The 19015-nt window shown below is 67.9% G+C and carries 20 protein-coding genes and 1 other RNA gene; 12 read left to right on the forward strand and 9 right to left on the reverse strand.

Annotated elements, in window-relative coordinates:
- Positions 1 to 32: 32 nt before the first annotated feature.
- A complete protein-coding gene (locus E4V01_RS16045; RefSeq protein ID WP_135299030.1) occupies positions 33 to 854 on the reverse strand; it encodes a CPBP family intramembrane glutamic endopeptidase in 822 nt (273 codons plus the stop codon).
- Positions 855 to 896: 42 nt separating this feature from the next.
- Here E4V01_RS16045 and ssrA point away from each other — a divergent pair.
- Together ssrA and E4V01_RS16055 are read left to right on the forward strand one after the other, a co-directional pair.
- Positions 897 to 1274, forward strand: a transfer-messenger RNA (tmRNA) gene (ssrA, locus tag E4V01_RS16050).
- Between the two features lie 57 nt (positions 1275 to 1331).
- Positions 1332 to 1985, forward strand: a complete 654-nt coding sequence (locus E4V01_RS16055) for an SspB family protein (RefSeq protein WP_135299031.1) — start codon at positions 1332 to 1334, stop codon at positions 1983 to 1985.
- Between the two features lie 46 nt (positions 1986 to 2031).
- Here the strand turns inward: E4V01_RS16055 and E4V01_RS16060 are convergent, their stop codons facing one another.
- Entirely contained in the window at positions 2032 to 3432 is a 1401-nt protein-coding gene (locus E4V01_RS16060) for a cytochrome P450 (RefSeq protein ID WP_135299087.1), read from the reverse strand.
- A 125-nt stretch (positions 3433 to 3557) separates the two neighbouring features.
- On the opposite strand from E4V01_RS16060, the gene fumC reads away from it, so the two are divergent.
- Genes fumC through E4V01_RS16075 form a run of 3 tightly spaced genes read left to right on the forward strand, consistent with a single transcriptional unit; the run spans position 3558 to position 5533 of the window.
- Positions 3558 to 4976, forward strand: a complete 1419-nt coding sequence (gene fumC, locus E4V01_RS16065; protein ID WP_135299032.1) for a class II fumarate hydratase — start codon at positions 3558 to 3560, stop codon at positions 4974 to 4976.
- Positions 4977 to 5036: 60 nt separating this feature from the next.
- Entirely contained in the window at positions 5037 to 5225 is a 189-nt protein-coding gene (locus E4V01_RS16070) for a DUF4169 family protein (RefSeq protein ID WP_135299033.1), read from the forward strand.
- Positions 5222 to 5533 carry a ribbon-helix-helix domain-containing protein gene (locus tag E4V01_RS16075; RefSeq protein WP_135299034.1) on the forward strand — a complete coding sequence of 104 codons (312 nt, stop codon included), beginning with the start codon at positions 5222 to 5224 and terminating at the stop codon, positions 5531 to 5533. The genes E4V01_RS16070 and E4V01_RS16075 overlap by 4 nt, the downstream gene beginning before the upstream one ends.
- Here E4V01_RS16075 and E4V01_RS16080 read toward each other — a convergent pair.
- From E4V01_RS16080 to E4V01_RS16100, 5 genes are all read right to left on the reverse strand, one after another.
- Positions 5456 to 5941 carry an MmcB family DNA repair protein gene (locus tag E4V01_RS16080; RefSeq protein ID WP_060770099.1) on the reverse strand — a complete coding sequence of 162 codons (486 nt, stop codon included), beginning with the start codon at positions 5939 to 5941 and terminating at the stop codon, positions 5456 to 5458. The two genes, E4V01_RS16075 and E4V01_RS16080, sit on opposite strands and share 78 nt — an antisense overlap.
- A 111-nt stretch (positions 5942 to 6052) precedes the next feature.
- Positions 6053 to 6421 (reverse strand): hypothetical protein, encoded by a 369-nt coding sequence (locus E4V01_RS16085; RefSeq protein WP_135299035.1) that lies wholly within the window; start codon positions 6419 to 6421, stop codon positions 6053 to 6055.
- A gap of 114 nt (positions 6422 to 6535) precedes the next feature.
- Positions 6536 to 7060, reverse strand: a complete 525-nt coding sequence (locus tag E4V01_RS16090; protein WP_153227050.1) for a hypothetical protein — start codon at positions 7058 to 7060, stop codon at positions 6536 to 6538.
- 143 nt (positions 7061 to 7203) lie between these two features.
- The gene (locus E4V01_RS16095) at positions 7204 to 7995 is read right to left on the reverse strand and encodes a cobalamin-binding protein (protein ID WP_135299037.1); all 792 of its coding nucleotides are present in this window, start codon (positions 7993 to 7995) and stop codon (positions 7204 to 7206) included.
- A gap of 6 nt (positions 7996 to 8001) precedes the next feature.
- Complete coding sequence (locus E4V01_RS16100; protein ID WP_135299038.1) at positions 8002 to 8523, reverse strand: DedA family protein; 522 nt, start codon at positions 8521 to 8523, stop codon at positions 8002 to 8004.
- Between the two features lie 218 nt (positions 8524 to 8741).
- Here E4V01_RS16100 and pdxY point away from each other — a divergent pair, with 218 nt between their 5' ends.
- From pdxY to E4V01_RS16115, 3 genes are read left to right on the forward strand one after another with little or no spacing between them, the layout of a single operon-like run.
- Positions 8742 to 9593, forward strand: coding sequence for a pyridoxal kinase PdxY (pdxY, locus tag E4V01_RS16105; protein WP_060770105.1), 852 nt, complete (start codon positions 8742 to 8744; stop codon positions 9591 to 9593).
- 19 nt (positions 9594 to 9612) lie between these two features.
- Positions 9613 to 10542, forward strand: coding sequence for a PhzF family phenazine biosynthesis protein (locus E4V01_RS16110; protein ID WP_135299039.1), 930 nt, complete (start codon positions 9613 to 9615; stop codon positions 10540 to 10542).
- Positions 10532 to 11263, forward strand: coding sequence for an NUDIX hydrolase (locus tag E4V01_RS16115; protein WP_135299040.1), 732 nt, complete (start codon positions 10532 to 10534; stop codon positions 11261 to 11263). The genes E4V01_RS16110 and E4V01_RS16115 overlap by 11 nt, the downstream gene beginning before the upstream one ends.
- An 11-nt stretch (positions 11264 to 11274) precedes the next feature.
- On the opposite strand, the gene E4V01_RS16120 is transcribed toward E4V01_RS16115, so the two are convergent.
- Complete coding sequence (locus E4V01_RS16120) at positions 11275 to 11601, reverse strand: hypothetical protein (protein ID WP_135299041.1); 327 nt, start codon at positions 11599 to 11601, stop codon at positions 11275 to 11277.
- A 423-nt stretch (positions 11602 to 12024) separates the two neighbouring features.
- Here E4V01_RS16120 and E4V01_RS16125 point away from each other — a divergent pair, with 423 nt between their 5' ends.
- The 4 genes from E4V01_RS16125 to dgcA all read left to right on the forward strand — a co-directional run bounded on the left by E4V01_RS16125 (position 12025) and on the right by dgcA (position 17768).
- Positions 12025 to 13587, forward strand: coding sequence for a 2-isopropylmalate synthase (locus E4V01_RS16125; RefSeq protein ID WP_135299042.1), 1563 nt, complete (start codon positions 12025 to 12027; stop codon positions 13585 to 13587).
- A 192-nt stretch (positions 13588 to 13779) separates the two neighbouring features.
- Positions 13780 to 15615 (forward strand): dihydroxy-acid dehydratase, encoded by a 1836-nt coding sequence (ilvD, locus tag E4V01_RS16130; RefSeq protein WP_135299043.1) that lies wholly within the window; start codon positions 13780 to 13782, stop codon positions 15613 to 15615.
- Between the two features lie 148 nt (positions 15616 to 15763).
- Positions 15764 to 16774, forward strand: coding sequence for an N-acetyltransferase DgcN (dgcN, locus tag E4V01_RS16135; RefSeq protein ID WP_135299044.1), 1011 nt, complete (start codon positions 15764 to 15766; stop codon positions 16772 to 16774).
- A gap of 13 nt (positions 16775 to 16787) precedes the next feature.
- Positions 16788 to 17768, forward strand: coding sequence for an N-acetyl-D-Glu racemase DgcA (dgcA, locus tag E4V01_RS16140; RefSeq protein ID WP_135299045.1), 981 nt, complete (start codon positions 16788 to 16790; stop codon positions 17766 to 17768).
- Between the two features lie 9 nt (positions 17769 to 17777).
- Here the strand turns inward: dgcA and E4V01_RS16145 are convergent, their stop codons facing one another.
- The gene (locus E4V01_RS16145; protein ID WP_060770112.1) at positions 17778 to 18896 is read right to left on the reverse strand and encodes a transglycosylase SLT domain-containing protein; all 1119 of its coding nucleotides are present in this window, start codon (positions 18894 to 18896) and stop codon (positions 17778 to 17780) included.
- Between the last annotated feature and the right edge of the window lie 119 nt (positions 18897 to 19015).

A 19015-nucleotide genomic window follows, 5' to 3' on the forward strand; every position in this document is an offset into this window, starting at 1 on the left:
TTCCCCCGGTCTTGGTTACGCCGGCTCGGGGGCTATCGAAGCAGGCTCGGCCCGAGCTGGTAGGCGAGCAGACAGAAATTGCTCCAGCCGTGGAGCAGGATGCAGGGCCAGAGCCGGCCGGTGCGCCAGCGCAGCCAGCCGAGGGTCAGCGCGAGCGGCAGCAGGGTGAGGGGCCGGGCGAGCGCGCTCTTGGCGCCCGGATCGAGGGAGACGTGGGCGAGGCAGAACAGGAGCGCCGTCGCCACGATCGTTCCCGCCGGCCCGAGGAAGGCGCTGGCCCGGGCGAAGGTTTCGCCCCGCAGCAGCAATTCCTCCGCGACCGGAGCCAGCACCACGACGAAGGCGAACCACAGGCCGAGCATCGTCGGGTTCAGGAAGGGCGACAGGCGGACGCCGCTGCCGAAATTCATGTGGAGCGCGGCTGCCGTGGTCGTCACCCAGGCGATGTGGATCAGCGGCCAGAGCGGGAGCAGCAGCCAGAGCCGCCGCATCGGCAAGCGTGGTTCGAGGGGGCGGGCCAGTCCGAGCCGCTGGCGCCACGCACCGCCGCCGGCCCAGGCGGCGAGCCCGATCACGAACCCGGCCATCAACGCCTGCCGCAGGGCGTCCATCATGACGCCGCGCCCCGTCACTTCCGAAAGGGGCAGGCGCGGGCGCGCGTCGGCGTTCCCGAAGGGATCGATGCCAAGCCGCAGATCGCCGCCGACACGCACGATGAGGATGGCGAGTCCGCTGGCCAGAAGCAGGATCGCCAGCGGGACCGCGATGAGCAGCAGCACCCGGCCGAACCATGACAAACCTGCGACGAGCGGGGGCTTCGACGGGCGTGCGTCGGCAGCGGCGGCGGGCGGCATATCAGCCACGCTCGCAACGCGGAGCGGGTCTGAGCGCAGATCGCTCTTCAAAACCGCCGTCGGCCTCTCTATATTCGCTTTGCCGGTCGCAAGGCCGGCTATGGCGATAAACGTTCTTCGAAATAAACCTATCGGACCCGGGGGCGGTACCCGGCGCCTCCACCCGAACCCAGGACCGATGGCCGCACGGCCTCAGCGTGTTGGGTTCCGGCGGGGGCGAAATAGGATCGACGAGGGCGTAAAGGGTGAACTTTCGCTCGGCATGGTTCCGCCGTTATCGGGCCTTTGCAATAGTTGCCAACGACAACTTTGCTCCGGTGGCTGTCGCCGCGTAAGCGGTGCCAAAAACCGACCTAAAGTCCTAGCGGGTAGCACCGCATAGGCGGGGTTCGGAGGTACCTGGCAACAGAAACCTCCACTCAATTTCCACGACCCGGCGCAGCCCAATCCCGGCCGTGACCGGTGAAGCGAGCGCCGATGGCCGAAGATCTGATCCGTTACGATCTCCTGGTTCAGGACGCCCTGCGCGGTGTGGTGCGCAAGGTGCTGACCGACGCCGCGCGTGAAGGGCTGTCGGGCGAGCATCATTTCTACATTTCGTTCCGCACCGAGGCGCCGGGTGTGCGCATGTCGCAGCGCCTACGTGAGAAGTACCCGCAGGACATGACGATCGTCCTGCAGCACCAGTTCTGGGATCTCGGCGTGACCGAGCACAGCTTCGAGGTCGGGCTGTCCTTCTCGGGCGTGCCGGAGCGGCTTCTGATCCCGTTCGACGCCCTGTCCGGCTTCTTCGATCCGTCGGTGCAGTTCGGCCTCAAGTTCGACCTCAACGAGGGTGCCGAGGGTGATCAGGCGGAGGAGACTCAGCCGAGTGCCCCGGCCAAGGCCGGTCCGCGCGGAGCGGGCTCCGAGCCTGCCGAGATCAAGCCGAAGAGTACCGGTCTCACCACGGTGCAGAACGGCCCGAAGATCGTTCCGGCCCTCCCCGCCGCGGGTAAGGCGAAGACGGATCTCAAGCCGGACAGCAAGCCCGAGGACGGCACAGAGGCCAAGCCCGAGGCCGCCGAGAAGACCGATCGCGACGGCACCGCAGAGGTCGTGAGCCTCGACGCCTTCCGTAAGAAGAACTGATTTTTTTCGCGCGACCGCTCCTCCTCCGGGGGAGCGGTCGCGCGCATCAGGCGCGTCGCTGCGCCAGCATCCGCAGGCCTTCCTTCGGCCGCAGCGTGACGCGGTGGAGCGGCGTCACCGGTGGATGATCCGCCGGCAAGGTGAGCCGCACCGCGCGCGCGACGTGGGCCAGCACCAGCGTCGCTTCCTGAACAGAAAAGCTCTGGCCGATGCAGACCCGCGGACCCGCTCCGAACGGCAGGTAGGCGAAGCGTTCGACGCGGTCGCGCCGCTCCCCGAGGAAGCGCTCGGGGATGAAGGCATCCGGCTCCTCCCACAGCTTGCGGTGTCGGTGCATCACCCAGGGCGCGATGATGACGGTCGAGTTGCGCGGAATCTTCACCCGCCCGATCCGGTCCTCGCGGAGTGCCTGGCGGCTGAGGAACGGCACCGGCGGGAAGAGCCGCATCGTCTCCTCCATCACTGCCTTGGTAAAGGGCAGCCGGTCGAGTTGCAGCGCGCCGTCCGGTCCCGCGGCGGCATCGACCTCCGCTTCCACGCGGGCGCGCGCCGCCTCGTCCTGCGACAGGCAGTAGAGCGCCCATGTCAGGGCGTTGGCCGTGGTCTCGTGGCCGGCGGCAATGAAGGTGACGATGTTAGCCTTCACCTCGAGGTCGGAAAGGCCGCGACCGGTCTCCGGGTCCTGAGCCGCGAGCAGCAGGGTCATCAGGTCATGGGGGGCCTCGCCGCGGGCGAGCGCGGCCTTGCGCTCGTCGAGGAGCGTGTCGACCACCTCCGCGAAGAACCGCAGCGCCGGCCGGGCTCGCAGCCGGCCGAGCCGCGGCACGAAGGCGGGGAAGCCGAACACGTCGAGGGGGTCGATCGGTCCGATCGATTCGAGCAGGCGGGTGATCGCGCGCCCGAGCGCGTCGGGATCGCCGGGCAGGCCTTGCGTGAAGATCGTCCGCTCCAGCACGTCGAGCGTGGCGCGGGTCATCTCCAGGGCGATATCGACCGTGGCGCCGTCGCGCCGGGCCAGCCGCCGGCCGAGCCGTGCGCCGGCGGCTTCCATCTGCGCGACGAAGCCGGCGACATGGCGTGCGGAAAAAATCGGCGCCAACGTGCGACGCTGAAGCCGCCACTCGTCGCCTTCCGCCGTGAGCAGGCCGTTGCCGAGGCCCGGCGCCAGCACGCGCTTCTGCAGGTCGTCCTTGCGGTAGTAAGCTGCCCGCTCCACCAGCAGGTAGCGCACCAGGGCCGGGTCGCTCACGACGGTGATGCGTCCCATCGCCGTCTCGCCCGCGACGACGAATTCCTCGAAATGCACGTCCATCCAGGTGGCGATCGGGTTCTCGCGCACCTTTTTCAGGAAGGCGAAGAGACCGAGCGGCCGCGTGAGCGGCGGCGGTACCTTGGGCCGGAAAAGCGGTGTGTCCGTCGGAGGCGCGAGGGGCAGCGTATCCAGCATCGGCAGGCGAACAACCTCGGCGGTAACGGAGTGCACGATGCGTCATCCCCCGTTCCGGGCTGGCATCGCGCTTGTCATCGTGCTTCGTTAAGTAGGGCCGCATCCGAGCCAACGAAGAGGCCACGATGTCGCCGCACGAGAACCCTTCCGTCGAGACGCGCACCGAGTCCGATACCTTCGGCCCGATCGAAGTGCCCGCCCACCGCTACTGGGGCGCCCAGACGCAGCGCTCGATCCAGAACTTCAAGATCGGCACCGAGCGCCAGCCGGCACCGCTCGTCCACGCGCTCGGCACCGTCAAGCAGGCCGCCGCGCTGGTGAACAAGGATCTCGGCGGCCTCGATCCGAAGATCGCCGACGCGATCGCCGAATCCGCCGCCGAAGTCGTCGCCGGACAGCACGACGACGAGTTCCCGCTGGTGGTGTGGCAGACGGGCTCGGGCACGCAGTCCAACATGAACGCCAACGAGGTGATCGCGAGCCTCGCCAACGAGCGGCTTGGGGGCAAGCGCGGCGGCAAGTCGCCGGTCCACCCCAACGATCACTGCAACCGCAGCCAATCCTCGAACGACACCTTTCCCACCGCCATGCACATCGCGGTCACCCGCGAGGTCCACGAGCGGCTGCTGCCGGCGCTCTCCCACCTGCACACCGCGCTCGACGCCAAGGCCAAGGAGTTCGAGAGCATCGTCAAGATCGGCCGCACCCACCTTCAGGACGCGACGCCGGTGTCGCTTGGCCAGGAATTCTCCGGCTACGCCGCGCAGGTCGCGCTCGGCGGCGCGCGCATCGCCGCCACGCTTCCCGGAGTGCTGGCGCTGGCGCAGGGCGGCACGGCCGTCGGCACCGGCCTCAACGCGCATCCCGAATTCGCGGAGCGGTTCGCGGCCAAGGTCGCCGAGCTGACCGGGCTGCCCTTCACCTCGGCCGAGAACAAGTTCGAGGCGCTCGCCACCCACGACGCCCTCGTCTTCCTCCAGGGCGCGCTAACGGCTTTGGCCTCGGGCCTGTTCAAGATCGCCAATGACATCCGCCTGCTGGGCTCCGGACCGCGCTCGGGCCTCGGCGAATTGTCGCTGCCGGAGAACGAGCCCGGCTCGTCGATCATGCCGGGCAAGGTCAACCCGACCCAGTGCGAGGCGCTGACGATGGTCTGCGCGCAGGTGATCGGCAACGGCACCACGGTGAGCTTTGCCGGCTCACAGGGTCATTTCGAGCTCAACGTGTTCAAGCCGGTGATCGCCAACGCGGTGCTGCAATCGGTGCGGATTCTGGCCGACGCCTCGGTCAGCTTCACCGACAACTGCGTCGTCGGCATCAAGGCCAACACCGACCGGATCAGCGACCTGATGAGCCGCTCGCTCATGCTGGTGACGGCGCTTGCGCCCTCGATCGGCTACGACAAGGCCGCCGAGATCGCCAAGACCGCGCACAAGAACGGCACCACCCTGAAGGAGGAGGCGCTGCGGCTCGGCTACGTGACGGACGAGGAGTTCGAGCGGGTCGTGCGCCCGGAAACCATGCTGGCGCCCAGCGCGGAATAAGCGCTAGTTTCGCTTCCCGGCGCGGACTCTCCGCGCCGGGTCGTCCGGAGGGCTGACACGGTGGCCGAGATCATCAACCTGCGCCAAGTGCGCAAGGACCGTGAGAAGGCGGGCAAAGAGGCCAAGGCCGCGGAGAACCGCATCCTGTTCGGCCGGCCGAAAAAGGCGAAGACGCTGGCCGAGACGCGCAAGGCGATCGAGCAGTCCCGCCACGAGGGGCACCGCCTCGCCGATTCCGACAAGGAATGACGCGTGCGCCCCTGCGGGAGAACGCGAAACGCTCGGTGATGATCGCGGGCCACCGCACCAGCGTCTCGCTGGAAGCGGAGTTCTGGACGGCGCTTCAAGAGATCGCGCAGGCGCGCGGACAATCGGTGCAGGCGCTGATCGGCACCATCGATTCCGAGCGAGGCGCGCGCAACCTCTCCTCGGCGATCCGGGTGTTCGTGCTCGGCGTGTTTCGTGACGAGCGCGCGCCTTCAGAGGGCCCCCTCGCGAATCGCGCCGGGATCGGCCAGGGCGTGCAGGAGGCCGGCGGCGGAGTGGGCGAAGCGTAGGGTGACCGACTTGCGCCGGGCCGGGCTCAGCGGATGGTCCGGCGGCTCACGCAGGATCGCCGCGCCGAAGGAGTCGGCGACGATGAGGCCGCATTCCTCCGGGATCAGCGATTCCGGCACTGTCTCGGGGATCGCGAAGAAGAAGCGGTCGCAATAGTCGCGGTAATCCGGCCATTTCCGGTCGGCGCGAAAGTCGGCGACGCTCGATTTGATCTCGACGATGGTGAGCCGTCCGGCGCCGCAGAGCGCGATCACGTCGGCGCGGCGCCCGTTGGCGAGCGAGAACTCCGGCAGGCTCACGCAGCCCATTTCGGCGAGCAGGCGTCGGACCCCGCGCTGGATATTGAGCGCGGTCGGTGACTGGCGCCGGTCCGGAGGCAGGACGATGTGGGCGAGGGCTGTGGACATGCCGGGGCGTTGGCTTGCGGATGAGGCCGAATCGAGTCCGCGCATCCTGCCAGCCGGATTACCGCGGTGTCACCGGCCGCTTTGCCGCACGGGGCAGTCGCCGACATCAGGTCACGGCTCGCCCGAGAAGTAGCTCTTGTAAAATGGATCGTCCCCGAACCACTCTCCATAGCGATAGTTCGCATTGCTGATTCCGCATACGTCCACTTGCGGAGGTCCGATATCGAATTCTATGGCATCTAGGATGACGATGCCGCCTGCCGCTTCCAGGCGAACGCCCTGCTCCGTTTCCGCGCGGAGGCCGAGGCTTTCATAGCCCGATGACAGGCCGTTGCAGATCGCATCGACTGCGGAGCGGATCTCGAAGTAGGCTTCGGTCGGACGAAACTCTCCCGACGCTACGCCCATCCCCGGATCTGACGCGAAGAGATCGGCATGGCCGATCAGGCGGTCGTTGCTGAAGATGCGCACGGGCAGCACAGGCAAACCTCTTGGTTGGATTCAAAGATCGCCACCGCGAGCCGCTGGGTATCCGAACCATGATCTTGCCAGGAGATGGTCCAAAAAACGGATTAGGGACGATGCTCCAGTAAATCAGGCGTTGCTTGGCAGCCTGCTTCTGCCCGATGTCCACTCCTCCCATCGGTCGAGCAGGCGCTCGAACCCCTCGCGAGCGAAGACTTCACGGCTCCTTTGGTAGGACGGCTCGATGGACAGCGTCGAAACTTTCCACAACTCGCCGATCAGGATTGTTGCCATCGATTTGCGTTTGACGACGAACTCCATCTCCCGCCTTCGATTGAGGGGGGGCGAGTTGAAGTCCCAGATTCCATCAAACTCATCAACGGTGAAAAACATCGTATGCCGCTGTACATCAACTGGAGTGAGCGACCAAATATATCCACCGGGCTCATCTTGAAGCAGGATCTCTCCGCCATGGTTGTCGATCAGCATGCTGCAAAAGCAGATAAGTTTCTCGATGACATCAGTAAAAACTGCGGAGACGCGGCAATTTAAATTTTTTCGAGAGGTTATGATGTCTAAATCACTCCATCCGTATGAGCGAAATAGTAGCGAGATGGTGAATTCGTCGAAAACTTGAGACGGCTCTCTAGTCATTTCGGCTCCGGGTTTTCGAAGCATTATCTGTATGATTTACCTTAAAATCACGATGAAACAGATATTTTTTTATGGCAAATCTTATAAATTTACTTATACTCAGTACAAAAGCAATATATGAGGTCAAATGCAAATTCTGCAGATTATCGACCTGTCGTCAATGACAAAGCCGCCCGGATCGCCGCGAACCCGTCCGTGAGGGCCGCCGGGCCCGGCTGGAGGATCAGCGGCGACTTGATCTCGTGGATGCGCCCCGCCGCCACGGCGGGAATGGCGCCCCATCCGGGCCGGGCGCGGATGCGCTCGATGTTGACGCGCTTGCCGCACCAGGAGGCGAGGATCACGTCGGGCGCGGCCGCGATCACCTGCGCCGCGGTCACGATCCGGTCTTTCGCTGCTTGCGCGCGGCTCAATTCCGGAAACACGTCCTGCCCCCCGGCATAGCCGATCAGGTCGGAGACCCAGCCGATGCCGGAGATCATCGGCTCGTCCCACTCCTCGAAATAGACCTTCGGCCGGACGCGTCCCGCGCTCTCGGCGACGGCCTCGGTGAGGTGGGCCGCGTAGGACTGCGCCAGCACCTCGGCCCGCTCCGCCGCGCCGACGAGGGCGCCGACGGTGCGGATCATCGCGAGGCAGCCGGCCACATCGCGCTGGTTGAACAGGTGGACCGCGACGCCGGCACGGGCGAGGCTGGCGACGATCTCGGCCTGGAGATCCGAGAAGGCGAGGACGAGGTCCGGCTCGAGGGCGAGAATCTTGGGCAGATCGGCGCTTGTGAAGGCCGAGACCCGCGGCTTCTCCCGGCGCACCTGCGGCGGGCGCACGGCGTAGCCCGAGACGCCGACGATGCGGCGATCCTCGCCCAGCAGATAGAGCGTCTCGACGGTCTCCTCGGTGAGGCAGACGATGCGTTCGGGCGGGAAGCGTCGCATGGCGCGTCAGTAATGAAGCCACGTCAGCAGGCCCGCGCCGGGGGCAAGCAGCACGAAGGCCCAGACGAAGGCCGAACTCCAGTTCGCGAGCTGGAACGGAATGCGCGCGAGGCCGAAGCTGCCGGCGACCAATGGCACCACTGCCCGCGCCGGACCGATGAAGCGGCCGATGAGGATCGCCCCCGCACCCCAGCGCCGCAGGAAGGCTTCGGCCTTGGCCGTCATTTCCGGGTACCGGCTCATCGGCCAGAGACGCTTCGCGCCGTCCTTGTAGTAGTGCCCGACTTCGTAGGAGACCCAATCCCCCAGCCCGGCGCCGATGCCCGCCCCGATCACCAGGGGCCAGAACGGCAGGCCGCTGCTGCCGATCAGAGCGCCGATGCCGAGCAGGATCGCCGTGGCCGGTACCAGCAGCGACAGGACCGCGAGCGATTCGCAGAAGGCGATCACCCCCGTCACCAGCGGTGCCCACGCCTTGTATGTCTCGAGGAAGGTGAGGATGGATTGGCGGGCGGCGTCGAAATCCATACTCACTCCGGAAGATGGGCCGAGAGCCGTATCCACCCTGATGGCATCCGGCCGGCGTCTCTAGGTCTTTGTTTTGATGCACATTCCTTCGACGAAGCGGTGACCGCTTCGTCGGGATGCGCTCAAGGTCGGCCGAGCCCTAACGCGCCGCTGCACCGATCGGATGCGCGCGGGGGCCCGCCGGGCTATCACGATGCAGGAGCGGATACCGGAGCACCATGAAGGTCCTGTCGATCCAGTCGCACGTCGCCTACGGCCATGTGGGCAATTCGTCCGCCGTGTTCCCGATGCAGCGGCTCGGGGTCGAGGTCTGGCCGGTGCACACGGTGCAGTTCTCCAACCATACCGGCTACGGGCAGTGGCGCGGGCGCGTCTTCGATGGGCCGGCGGTGGAGGAGGTGGTGCAGGGCGTGGCCGAGCGCGGCGCGCTCAAGGAATGCAACGCCGTGCTCTCCGGCTATATGGGCTCGGCCGATATCGGCACCGCGATCCTGCGGACGGTCGCCGCCGTGCGGGCGGCCAACCGCGAGGCGCTCTATTGCTGCGATCCGGTGATCGGCGACACCTATTCCGGCGTCTACGTCCGCCCCGGCATCGCCGACTTCATGCGATCGCAGGCCGTTCCGGCAGCCGACATCCTCACCCCGAACCAGTTCGAACTCGACCTCATCTCGGATGCGCCGAGCGACACGCTGGCGGCCGCCAAGGCGGCGGCCGCTTCGGTTCAGGCGCTCGGCCCGCGTGTCCTGCTCGTCACCTCGCTCGTCACGGCGGAGACGCCGCCGGACGCGATCGACATGATGGCGGCCGAGGGTGGCTCGTTCTGGCGGGTGCGCACGCCCCGGCTCGACCTGAAAGCGGTCTCGGGCGCGGGCGATGCGGTCGCCGCGCTCTATCTCGTGCATTACCTGCGCACCGGCTCGGCGGCCCTGGCGCTCGGCATGGCGGCGGCCTCGATCCACGGCCTGCTGCGCCGGACCGCCGAGGCCGGTTCGGACGAGTTGCTGACCGTCGCCGCGCAGGAAGAATTCGTCGCGCCGAGCGCGGCCTTCCCTGTCGAGATCGTTTGAACCTTCTCAAGGAGTCATGATGCCGGAACGCCGCTTCGCCACCCTCGACGTGTTCACCGACGCGCCGCTGGCCGGAAACCCGCTCGCGGTGGTGCTCGATGCCGACGGGCTCAGCGCCGAGGCGATGCAGGTGATTGCCGGCGAGTTCAACCTGTCGGAGACGGTGTTCGTCCTGCCGCCGGCCGAGCCGCGTCACCGGGCCCGCCTGCGTATCTTCACACCGGCCCGTGAACTGCCCTTCGCCGGCCACCCGACGGTTGGAACGGCGGTGCTGCTCGCCCTCCGCGACCGGGCCGAACGGCAGGAAGTGGCGCTGGCGGATGCCGCCGCCTTCGGCCTCGAGGAAGAGATCGGCATCGTCTCCTGCGTCGTCGAGGCCGCGGAGGATGGCCGCAACGGTCGTGCCCGTTTCAAGCTGCCGGTTCTGCCGACCTATCTCGGCGAGGCCCCCGCCAACGAAGCCCTGGCCACGGCTTTGGGACTGAAGCCCGGCGATCTCGGCTTCAACCGTCATCAGCCGAGCCGGCACGGCGCCGGCCCTGCCTTCACCTTCGTGCCGCTCGCCTCCGGCGAGGCGCTGGCGCAGGCCCGGCTCGATCCCGCCCGGTTCGAGCGCCTGTTCCGACATGCCGAGCCGGACGCGCTCTACCTCTACGCCCTCGACGCGGAGGGCCTTGGGCAAAGCTACCAGGCACGGATGTTCGCGCCCCATTTCGGCATCACGGAAGACCCGGCGACGGGCGGCGCTGCGGCGGCCTTCGCCGGCGTGCTGATGCAGTTCGAGCCGCTGGGCGAGGGCACCCACGATGTGACCATCCGCCAGGGCGTCGCCATGGGGCGGCCGAGCACGATCGACCTTCAGGTCGTCATCGCGGAGGGCGCCCTGCGCTCCGTTGAGATCGGCGGGCAGGCCGTGGTGGTGAGCGAGGGCGTGCTGCGTGTCGATTGAGATCGCGGGCGACGCCGCGCCCGGTTTCAGCCTCACGCCGCTGGAGCGGATCTCCGCGCGGCGCGTCGAGCACGATTGGGCCTGGGCGCGGGACAACGCCGAGGCGATCGACCGCAACTGGGAGCGCCGCCGGGCGGAGACGCCGGGCCTTTTCGACGGGCCGGTCTACCTCGCTAGCGGCTGCACCCTCGCGGACGGGGCTTGCGAGGCGAGCCTGTTCGAGGTGCGCTACTCGCGCTTCCTCGCCTTCCGCGATGCGGGCGTGCCCGACGCGCTGGTGGCCAACGCCTTCGCGGCGATCGTCCCGCACAGCCATGACGGGGCGGTTCTCCTCGGCGTGATGGGCGCCCAGACCGCCAATGCCGGACAGATCTACTTCCCCTGCGGCACGCCCGATCCCGGCGACCTGCGCGACGACGGCACGGTCGATCTCGCCGGCAGCGCCGCGCGCGAGCTTTTGGAGGAGACCGGCCTGACGCTTCCCGACGGGGCGGAGGAGGAATGGGTGCTCCTGCGCGGCGACGGCCAACTCGCCTTCCTGCGCCCGGTCCGTTTCGACTGCGCGGCCGAGACGCTGAAGGCTCGCATCGAATCGCATCGCGGCCACGAGGACGAGCCGGAACTCGCCCGCAGCATCATTGCCCGCTCGCGCTCCGATATCGACGCCGCCCGGATGCCGGGCTTCGTGCAGGCCTATCTCGCGAGCATCTTCCCGGCCTGAACGCCCGGCTTTTACCGGTAGCCGTAGCGTGCCTTGGCCGCCGCGAGCAGGCTCATCGCCTCACCCTCGCGGCCGGCGGCGCAGGCGCCCGCCGCCTTGTCGAGGTCGGCGCTGAAGCGCGTGCCGACAACTGCTGACAGATCACCGGTCTTCACGTCGCCCGCGACGATGGCCTGCGTCCGAGCGATGGTCGGGCCGCACCCTGTGCCGGTCGGCAGGGCCGTGACAACCGGTGCTGCGGCCACGGCCGCGACCGGAGGCGGCGCGCTCGACTGGCAGGCGCTCAAGGCGCAGCCGAGGACGAGGAGGGAGATGGCACGGGGAAGCGGCGCGGGCACGACGGGTCTCTCCGGTTGCGAGAGGAGGTTCGCTGCAGCCAAGCTTGGCCGCCGGTTTGTGCCCTCCGCGCGTGGGCCGGTCAATCGTTGGAGAGACGCGGCACAGGCATGTGCTTGTCACGATCCCCGCCAATCGGTACATACCGCCACCCTGGTCTCGTAGCGGTCTTCCGGCGAGTCAGCCTCTTGAGGAGAATCGAGCGTGGCCCCTGGCCGCCCTGCGCAGACGAACGATGGCGCCGCTCTCGCGGCCGCTTCGTCGTGCGCGCTCATTCTCGCAGGCCTGCTTCTTAGCCGCCCCTGAGGGCCGTCCGGGCGCGATCGCCTGGGCTCTCAGGGGATGCCGCCCATCGACCGGAAGACAGGCTTTTCCGGCGCCGCTCCCAGAGTGTCGAGCGCGCCGGCTGCGAGGAACGAAGACCCATGGCGAACACGACTCAGAGCGCGAAGGACCGCGTCGTCATCTTCGACACGACGTTGCGCGACGGCGAGCAATGTCCCGGCGCCACCATGACGCTCGACGAGAAGCTGGCGGTGGCCGAGCTGCTCGACGGGATGGGCGTCGACATCATCGAGGCCGGCTTCCCCATCGCCTCCAACGGCGACTTCGAGGCCGTCTCCGAGATCGCGCGGCGCACCAAGCGGGCGACCGTGGCGGGCCTCGCCCGCGCCATCCCGGCTGACATCGCCCGGGCCGGCGAGGCGGTGCGGCATGCCGAGCGCGGCCGCATCCATACCTTCGTTTCGACCTCAGCGATCCACCTCGCCCATCAGATGCGCAAGACGCAGGACGAGGTGATCGAGATCATCCTCAAGACCGTGGCCCAGGCCCGCGACCTCGTCGAGGACGTGGAATGGTCGGCCATGGACGCGACCCGTACCGACATCGATTACCTCTGCCGCTGCGTCGAGGCGGCCATCCGCTCGGGCGCCACCACCATCAACCTGCCCGACACCGTCGGTTACGCCACGCCGCAGGAATACGGCGCGATGTTCCGTCAAGTTCGCGAGCGCGTACCGAACGCCGACAAGGCGATCTTCTCCGTGCATTGCCACAACGATCTCGGGCTGGCGGTGGCGAACTCGCTCGCCGGCCTGGAAGGGGGCGCCCGGCAGATCGAGTGCACGATCAACGGCATCGGCGAGCGCGCCGGCAACGCGGCGCTCGAAGAGATCGTCATGGCGATCCGCACCCGTGCCGACGTGATGCCCTACGACACCGGCATCGACACGACGATGCTGACCCGCGCCTCGAAGCTCGTCAGCCATGCGGCGAACTTCCCCGTGCAGTACAACAAGGCCATCGTCGGCCGGAACGCCTTCGCCCATGAGAGCGGCATCCATCAGGACGGCATGCTCAAGCATTCCGAGACCTACGAGATCATGACCCCGGCCTCGGTCGGGCTCGCCAAGACCTCGCTGGTGATGGGCAAGCATTCGGGCCGGGCCGCCTTCAAGTCGAAGCTCGGCGAGCTCGGCATCTCGCTGTCCGACAACCAGTTCCAGGACGTGTTCGAGCGCTTCAAGGCTTTGGCCGATCGCAAGAAGCACGTCTACGACGAGGATATCGAGGCGCTGGTGGACGAGAAGCTCGCCACTGCCCACGACCGCATCAAGCTCGTTTCCCTGTCCGTGATCGCCGGCACGCGGGGCCCGCAGCGCGCGACGATGAAGATCGAGATGGACGGCCGCGTCTTCACCGCGGAGGCCGACGGCAACGGCCCGGTGGACGCGGTCTTCAACGCGATCCACGAGATCGTCCCGCACGACGCGGTGCTGGAACTCTATCAGGTCCACGCCGTGACCGAGGGCACCGACGCCCAGGCCGAGGTCTCGGTCCGGCTGAAGGCCGGCGAGCGCTCGGTCACCGCCCGCGGCGCCGACCCGGACACGCTGGTGGCCTCGGCCAAGGCGTATCTCTCGGCGTTGAACAAGCTCTCGGCCGCCTCCGTTAGGCTGCACGCCCAACACGCCGCGGTGGTCTAGCCAACGCTCGTCCCCTCCGATCCCCTCATCCTGAAGCGGCCGCCTTGGCGGGCCTCGAAGGAGGGCTCCAGGGATGGCGAGACTTCTGGAGGCCTCCTTCGAGGCTCCGCTTCGCTTCGCACCTCAGGCTGAGGGCGCGTTCTGGAAGATCGGCCTTGCGGCCGATCCGGCTCGAAAAGTCGATCAGCAAAAATGCCCGCTTACCGCTCCCGCACCACCACCCATGGCCGCAACATGGCCGGCGCACGCGGCCTGTGGCGCGCCACCGGCATGAAGGATTCGGATTTCGGCAAGCCGATCATCGCGGTGGTGAACTCGTTCACGCAGTTCGTGCCCGGCCACGTCCACCTGAAGGATCTCGGCCAGCTCGTGGCCCGCGAGATCGAGCAGGCGGGCGGTGTGGCCAAGGAGTTCAACACCATCGCGGTCGATGACGGCATCGCCATGGGCCATGACGGGATGCTCTACTCGCTCCCGTCCCGCGAGCTGATCGCCGATAGCGTCGAGTACATGGTCAACGCGCATTGCGCCGACGCCATGGTCTGCATCTCGAATTGCGACAAGATCACCCCCGGCATGCTGATGGCGGCGCTGCGCCTCAACATCCCGGCGGTGTTCGTCTCCGGCGGCCCGATGGAGGCCGGCAAGGTGGTGATGAACGGCGTCACCCGTAAGTTCGACCTCGTCGATGCCATGGTGGCCGCAGCCGACGACCGGGTGTCGGACGAGGATGTCGCCGTCATCGAGCGCTCGGCCTGCCCGACCTGCGGTTCGTGTTCGGGCATGTTCACGGCCAATTCCATGAACTGCCTCACCGAGGCGCTCGGCCTGTCGCTGCCCGGAAACGGCTCGACGCTGGCGACGCATGCCGACCGCAAGCGCCTGTTCGTCGAGGCCGGCCACCTCATCGTCGATCTGGCCCGCCGCCACTACGAGCAGGACGACGCCAGCGTTCTGCCGCGCTCCATCGCGACGATGGCCGCCTTCGAGAACGCGATGACCCTCGACATCGCCATGGGCGGCTCGACCAACACGGTGTTGCACCTGCTCGCCGCCGCGCATGAGGGCGAGGTGCCCTTCACCATGGCCGATATCGACCGGCTTTCGCGCCGGGTGCCGGTTCTTTGCAAGGTCGCCCCGGCGGTCGCGAACGTCCACATGGAGGATGTGCACCGGGCTGGCGGCATCATGGGCATCCTGGGCGAACTCGACCGCGCCGGCCTGATCGACCGGTCCGTCGGCAATGTCGGCTCGGGCACGCTGGGCGCCGCGCTCGACCGCTGGGACGTCACGAAGACTCAGAGCGAGTCGGTCCAGACCTTCTTCCGCGCCGCGCCCGGCGGCGTGCCGACCCAGGTCGCCTTCAGTCAGGCCTCGCGCTGGGACGAACTCGACGTCGACCGCGAGGCCGGCGTCATCCGCTCGGCCGAGCACGCCTACTCGAAGGATGGCGGGCTGGCCGTGCTCTACGGCAACCTCGCGGAAGACGGCTGCATCGTGAAGACGGCCGGCGTCGATGCCTCGATCCTGACCTTCACCGGCACCGCCCACGTCTTCGAGAGCCAGGATGCGTCGGTGGATGCCATTCTCAACGGCCGGGTGAAGGCCGGCGAGGTGGTGCTGATCCGCTACGAGGGCCCCCGCGGCGGCCCCGGCATGCAGGAAATGCTCTATCCCACGAGCTACCTGAAATCGAAGGGCCTCGGCAAAGCCTGCGCGCTCGTCACCGACGGCCGATTCTCCGGCGGCTCCTCCGGCCTGTCCATTGGCCACGTCTCGCCGGAAGCCGCCGAGGGCGGTCTGATCGGCCTCGTCGAGCAGGGTGACCGGATCGAGATCGACATCCCGAACCGGCGCATCCACCTCGCGGTGGACGAGGCCGTGCTGGCCGAGCGTCGCGCCGCCCGCGACGCGGAAGGCTGGCGTCCGGCCACGCCCCGCAAGCGCAAGGTCAGCGCGGCGTTGCGCGCCTACGCCATGCTCGCCACCAGCGCCGCCAAAGGCGCGGTGCGGCGGATCGAGGAATAGGCAAGACCCCGATTCGGCATCACGCCGCCAACATCGGCATGGCGAAGTATGGCTGCCCAACTTTTTCAGTCATGCCTCGCGCATCGGGCACGGATCGCGCATAGACGCGTTCTCAGACGGAGCTTCGCTCCGGACGGGACCATCGCCTATGCAAATCGCCACGCCCTACCTGATGTTTCTCGGCGACGTGCCGGACCGGCTCGCCGCCAAGACCGCCTACGGCATCAATGACTGGCGCCCCGAATGGTGCGTCGGCCAGCTTCGGATGGAGGGCTGTGCCGCCGATCTCGGCATCCCCGATCTGACGCTGGAGGACGCCGTCGCCAAGGGCTGCAAGACCATGGTCGTCGGCGTCGTCAATGCCGGTGGCGTGCTGCCCGACCACTGGGTCGCGGAGATCGTCGCGGCGCTCGATGCCGGGCTCGACGTGGCGAGCGGGCTGCACGTCCGGCTCGGATCGATCCCGCAGATCGCCGAGGCGGCCAAGCGCAGCGGGCGCGCCCTGCATGACGTCCGCCACACCACCGAGACCTTCCCTACCGGTAAGGGCACCAAGCGTCCGGGCCGGCGGCTCCTCACCGTCGGCACTGATTGCTCCGTCGGCAAGAAGTACACCGCGCTCGCCCTCGAACGCGGCATGCGCGCGCGTGGCTTCGATGCCGATTTTCGCGCCACGGGTCAGACCGGCGTCTTCATCTCCGGCCGAGGCGCGGCCATCGACGCAGTGGCGGCCGATTTCATCTCCGGTGCCGTCGAGTGGGTCTCCCCGGCGGCCGAGCCGAATCACTGGGATCTGATCGAGGGGCAGGGCTCGCTGTTCCACCCCTCCTTTGGCGGCGTCAGCCTCGGCCTGCTGCACGGTGCGCAGGCCGACGCCTTCGTGATCTGCCACGAGCCGACCCGCACCCGCATGCGCGGCGTCGAGGCGAGCCTGCCGACGATCCAGGACGTCATCGACCTGACCATCCGCTGCGGCTCGCTCACCAATCCGGGCATTCGCCCGGTCGGCATCGCCGTGAACACGCAGGCCCTGGCCGAGTCGCAGGCGCGCGCGCTGCTGAGCGAGGCGGAAGCCGTCAACGGCCTGCCCGCCACCGATCCCGTGCGCTTCGGCGTCGAAGGGATCGTGGACCGGATCGCCGCCGAGTTTCCGGCCTGAGGGAGAACAGTCGATGCCGCGTCTGACCGTTGCCGTCGAGCGTTTCCCCATCGCCGGATCGTTCACGATCTCCCGCGGCAGCCGCACCGAGGCGGTCGTCGTCGTCGCGACCGTCGAGGATGGTCCGTTTCGCGGCCGGGGCGAGTGCGTACCCTATGCCCGCTACGGCGAGACGGTGGAGAATGTCGCCGCCTTCCTTGCTGAGCAGGCGGCATGGATCGCCGACGGGGGAGGGCGGTTCGACCTCGCCGGGCGGATGAAGCCGGGTGCTGCCCGCAACGCCCTCGACTGTGCCCTGTGGGATCTCGAAGCGAAGCGCACCGGCAGGTCCGCTTACGAACTCGCGGGGGTTGCCGCACCGGAGCCGGTCACCACCGCCTATACGCTGAGTCTCGGCGATCCGGAGGCGATGGAGGAAGCGGCCCGCGCGGCGGCGCACCGGCCGCTGCTGAAGGTGAAGCTCGGCGGCGAGGGCGACCCCGAGCGGATCGCTGCCGTGCGCCGCGGCGCGCCGGATTCACGCCTCATCGTCGATGCCAACGAGGCTTGGCGTTCGGAGACGATCCGCGACAACCTCGCGGCCTGCGCAGCAGCGGGTGTCGGCCTGATCGAGCAGCCCCTGCCGGCGAGCGAGGACGGGTTGCTCGCCGAGATCGACCGCACGATTCCGATCTGCGCCGATGAGAGCCTGCACGACCGCGCCGGGCTCGACGCGCTGGCCAAGCGCTACGACGCGATCAACATCAAGCTCGACAAGGCGGGCGGCCTCACGGAAGCGCTGAAGCTCGCCCACGAGGCGCGGGCGCGCGGCTTCGAGATCATGGTCGGCTGCATGGTCGGCTCGTCGCTCGCCATGGCGCCGGCCCTGCTGCTTGCCCACCACGCGGCCTACGTCGATCTCGACGGGCCGCTGCTGCTCGCCCAGGACCGTGTGCCGGCCCTGCGCTACGAGGGCAGCACGGTCTATCCGCCGCCGCCCGAGCTGTGGGGTTGAGCGCCGTCCCTACTGCACCGAGCGGATCGCCAGCGACGGCACCACGTCCTCGCCGAGACGCAGGCGGGCGTCGAGGATGGGTGCGGCCGGTTCCTCGGCCTGCTGCTGCGCAAGGTCGGCGATGGCCTGATACTGGCTCAGGCGCCGGTCGATCATGCCGTCAAGCTTCTCGTGGACTTCGGCCACGGTCAGGCTGCGGCGCTTGGCACCGTCCTTGGCGGTGAAGATGGCGCGGTTGGCACGTGCGGCCCGGCCGAAGGCGGCCTTGGCGACCTTGTCCGGATCCTCGGCGCTGAGTGACAGGAACTTGCCGGCGCTCGCGGTGCCGAGGAAATGTGCGAGGTAGAGTTCGGTGGTCTTCAACTCGCGGCCGATCCGCGCCTCGATCCGGCTGCGGTCCCGCTTGATCAGCTCGCCGGCCATCAGGCCGGAGATGTAGGGGTCGTTGCGCAGGTCGAGCACCCGCTTGCGCGTCGCCGCGTCCGCGATGGTGATGCCGGCGCCGTGACCCTTCACCGCGGCGGCGTCATCGGCCATCCCGTGCTTAGCGCCGTACTGGCGGATCATCTCCAGCCAAGTGCCGGTGACGAACTGGAACAGACCCTGCGCCGAGGAAGCGGAGGACTTCACGCCGGTATCGAAGCTCGATTCCTTGTCGGCGAGCGCCATCATGTAGACGGGATCGACGCCGGTCACCTCGGACGCCTTCAGGATCGTCTCCACCAGCGGACGCGGCACGCTCATCTCGCCGAAGCGGAGGATTTCGTCGTCGGTGTCCGAACGGAGATTGGCCAGCGACGCCTGCATGCGTTCGATCGAGGCAGTCAGCCCGCCATCTTGGCCGAGCAGCGCGGTGCCGCCCCATTCCGCCTCGGCCCCGGCCGGGCGGAGATCGGCCCGCACCATCATCGGGATCGTTATCGAAACATGTGCGTTCTCGTAGGCGGACACGTCCTGCGGCCCGGCCAGCAGCAGGGTCACGCTGGCGGCCAGTGCGGTAAGGCTGCGCACCAGCGGCGAACGAACGCGCGACGGCTGCGAAGCAGCACCGTTGCCGGCATTCGACCCGCAAGGCACGAGTCGGCTTACGTCGTCGGCGCAGCGCGCCGGCTCCGGGTAAACCCCCATCGGTCTTCCTTGTTGGTGCCTCGGCGTTCTTTTGTGCCGGGCTTCGTTTGACCGGCGGAGGTTTCGCCGCCGGGTGTGACCACAATGGGACCACCCCGTGATCCAAACGTGATCCCGTT

Source organism: Methylorubrum sp. Q1 (assembly GCF_004683995.1).
Taxonomy (GTDB): domain Bacteria; phylum Pseudomonadota; class Alphaproteobacteria; order Rhizobiales; family Beijerinckiaceae; genus Methylobacterium.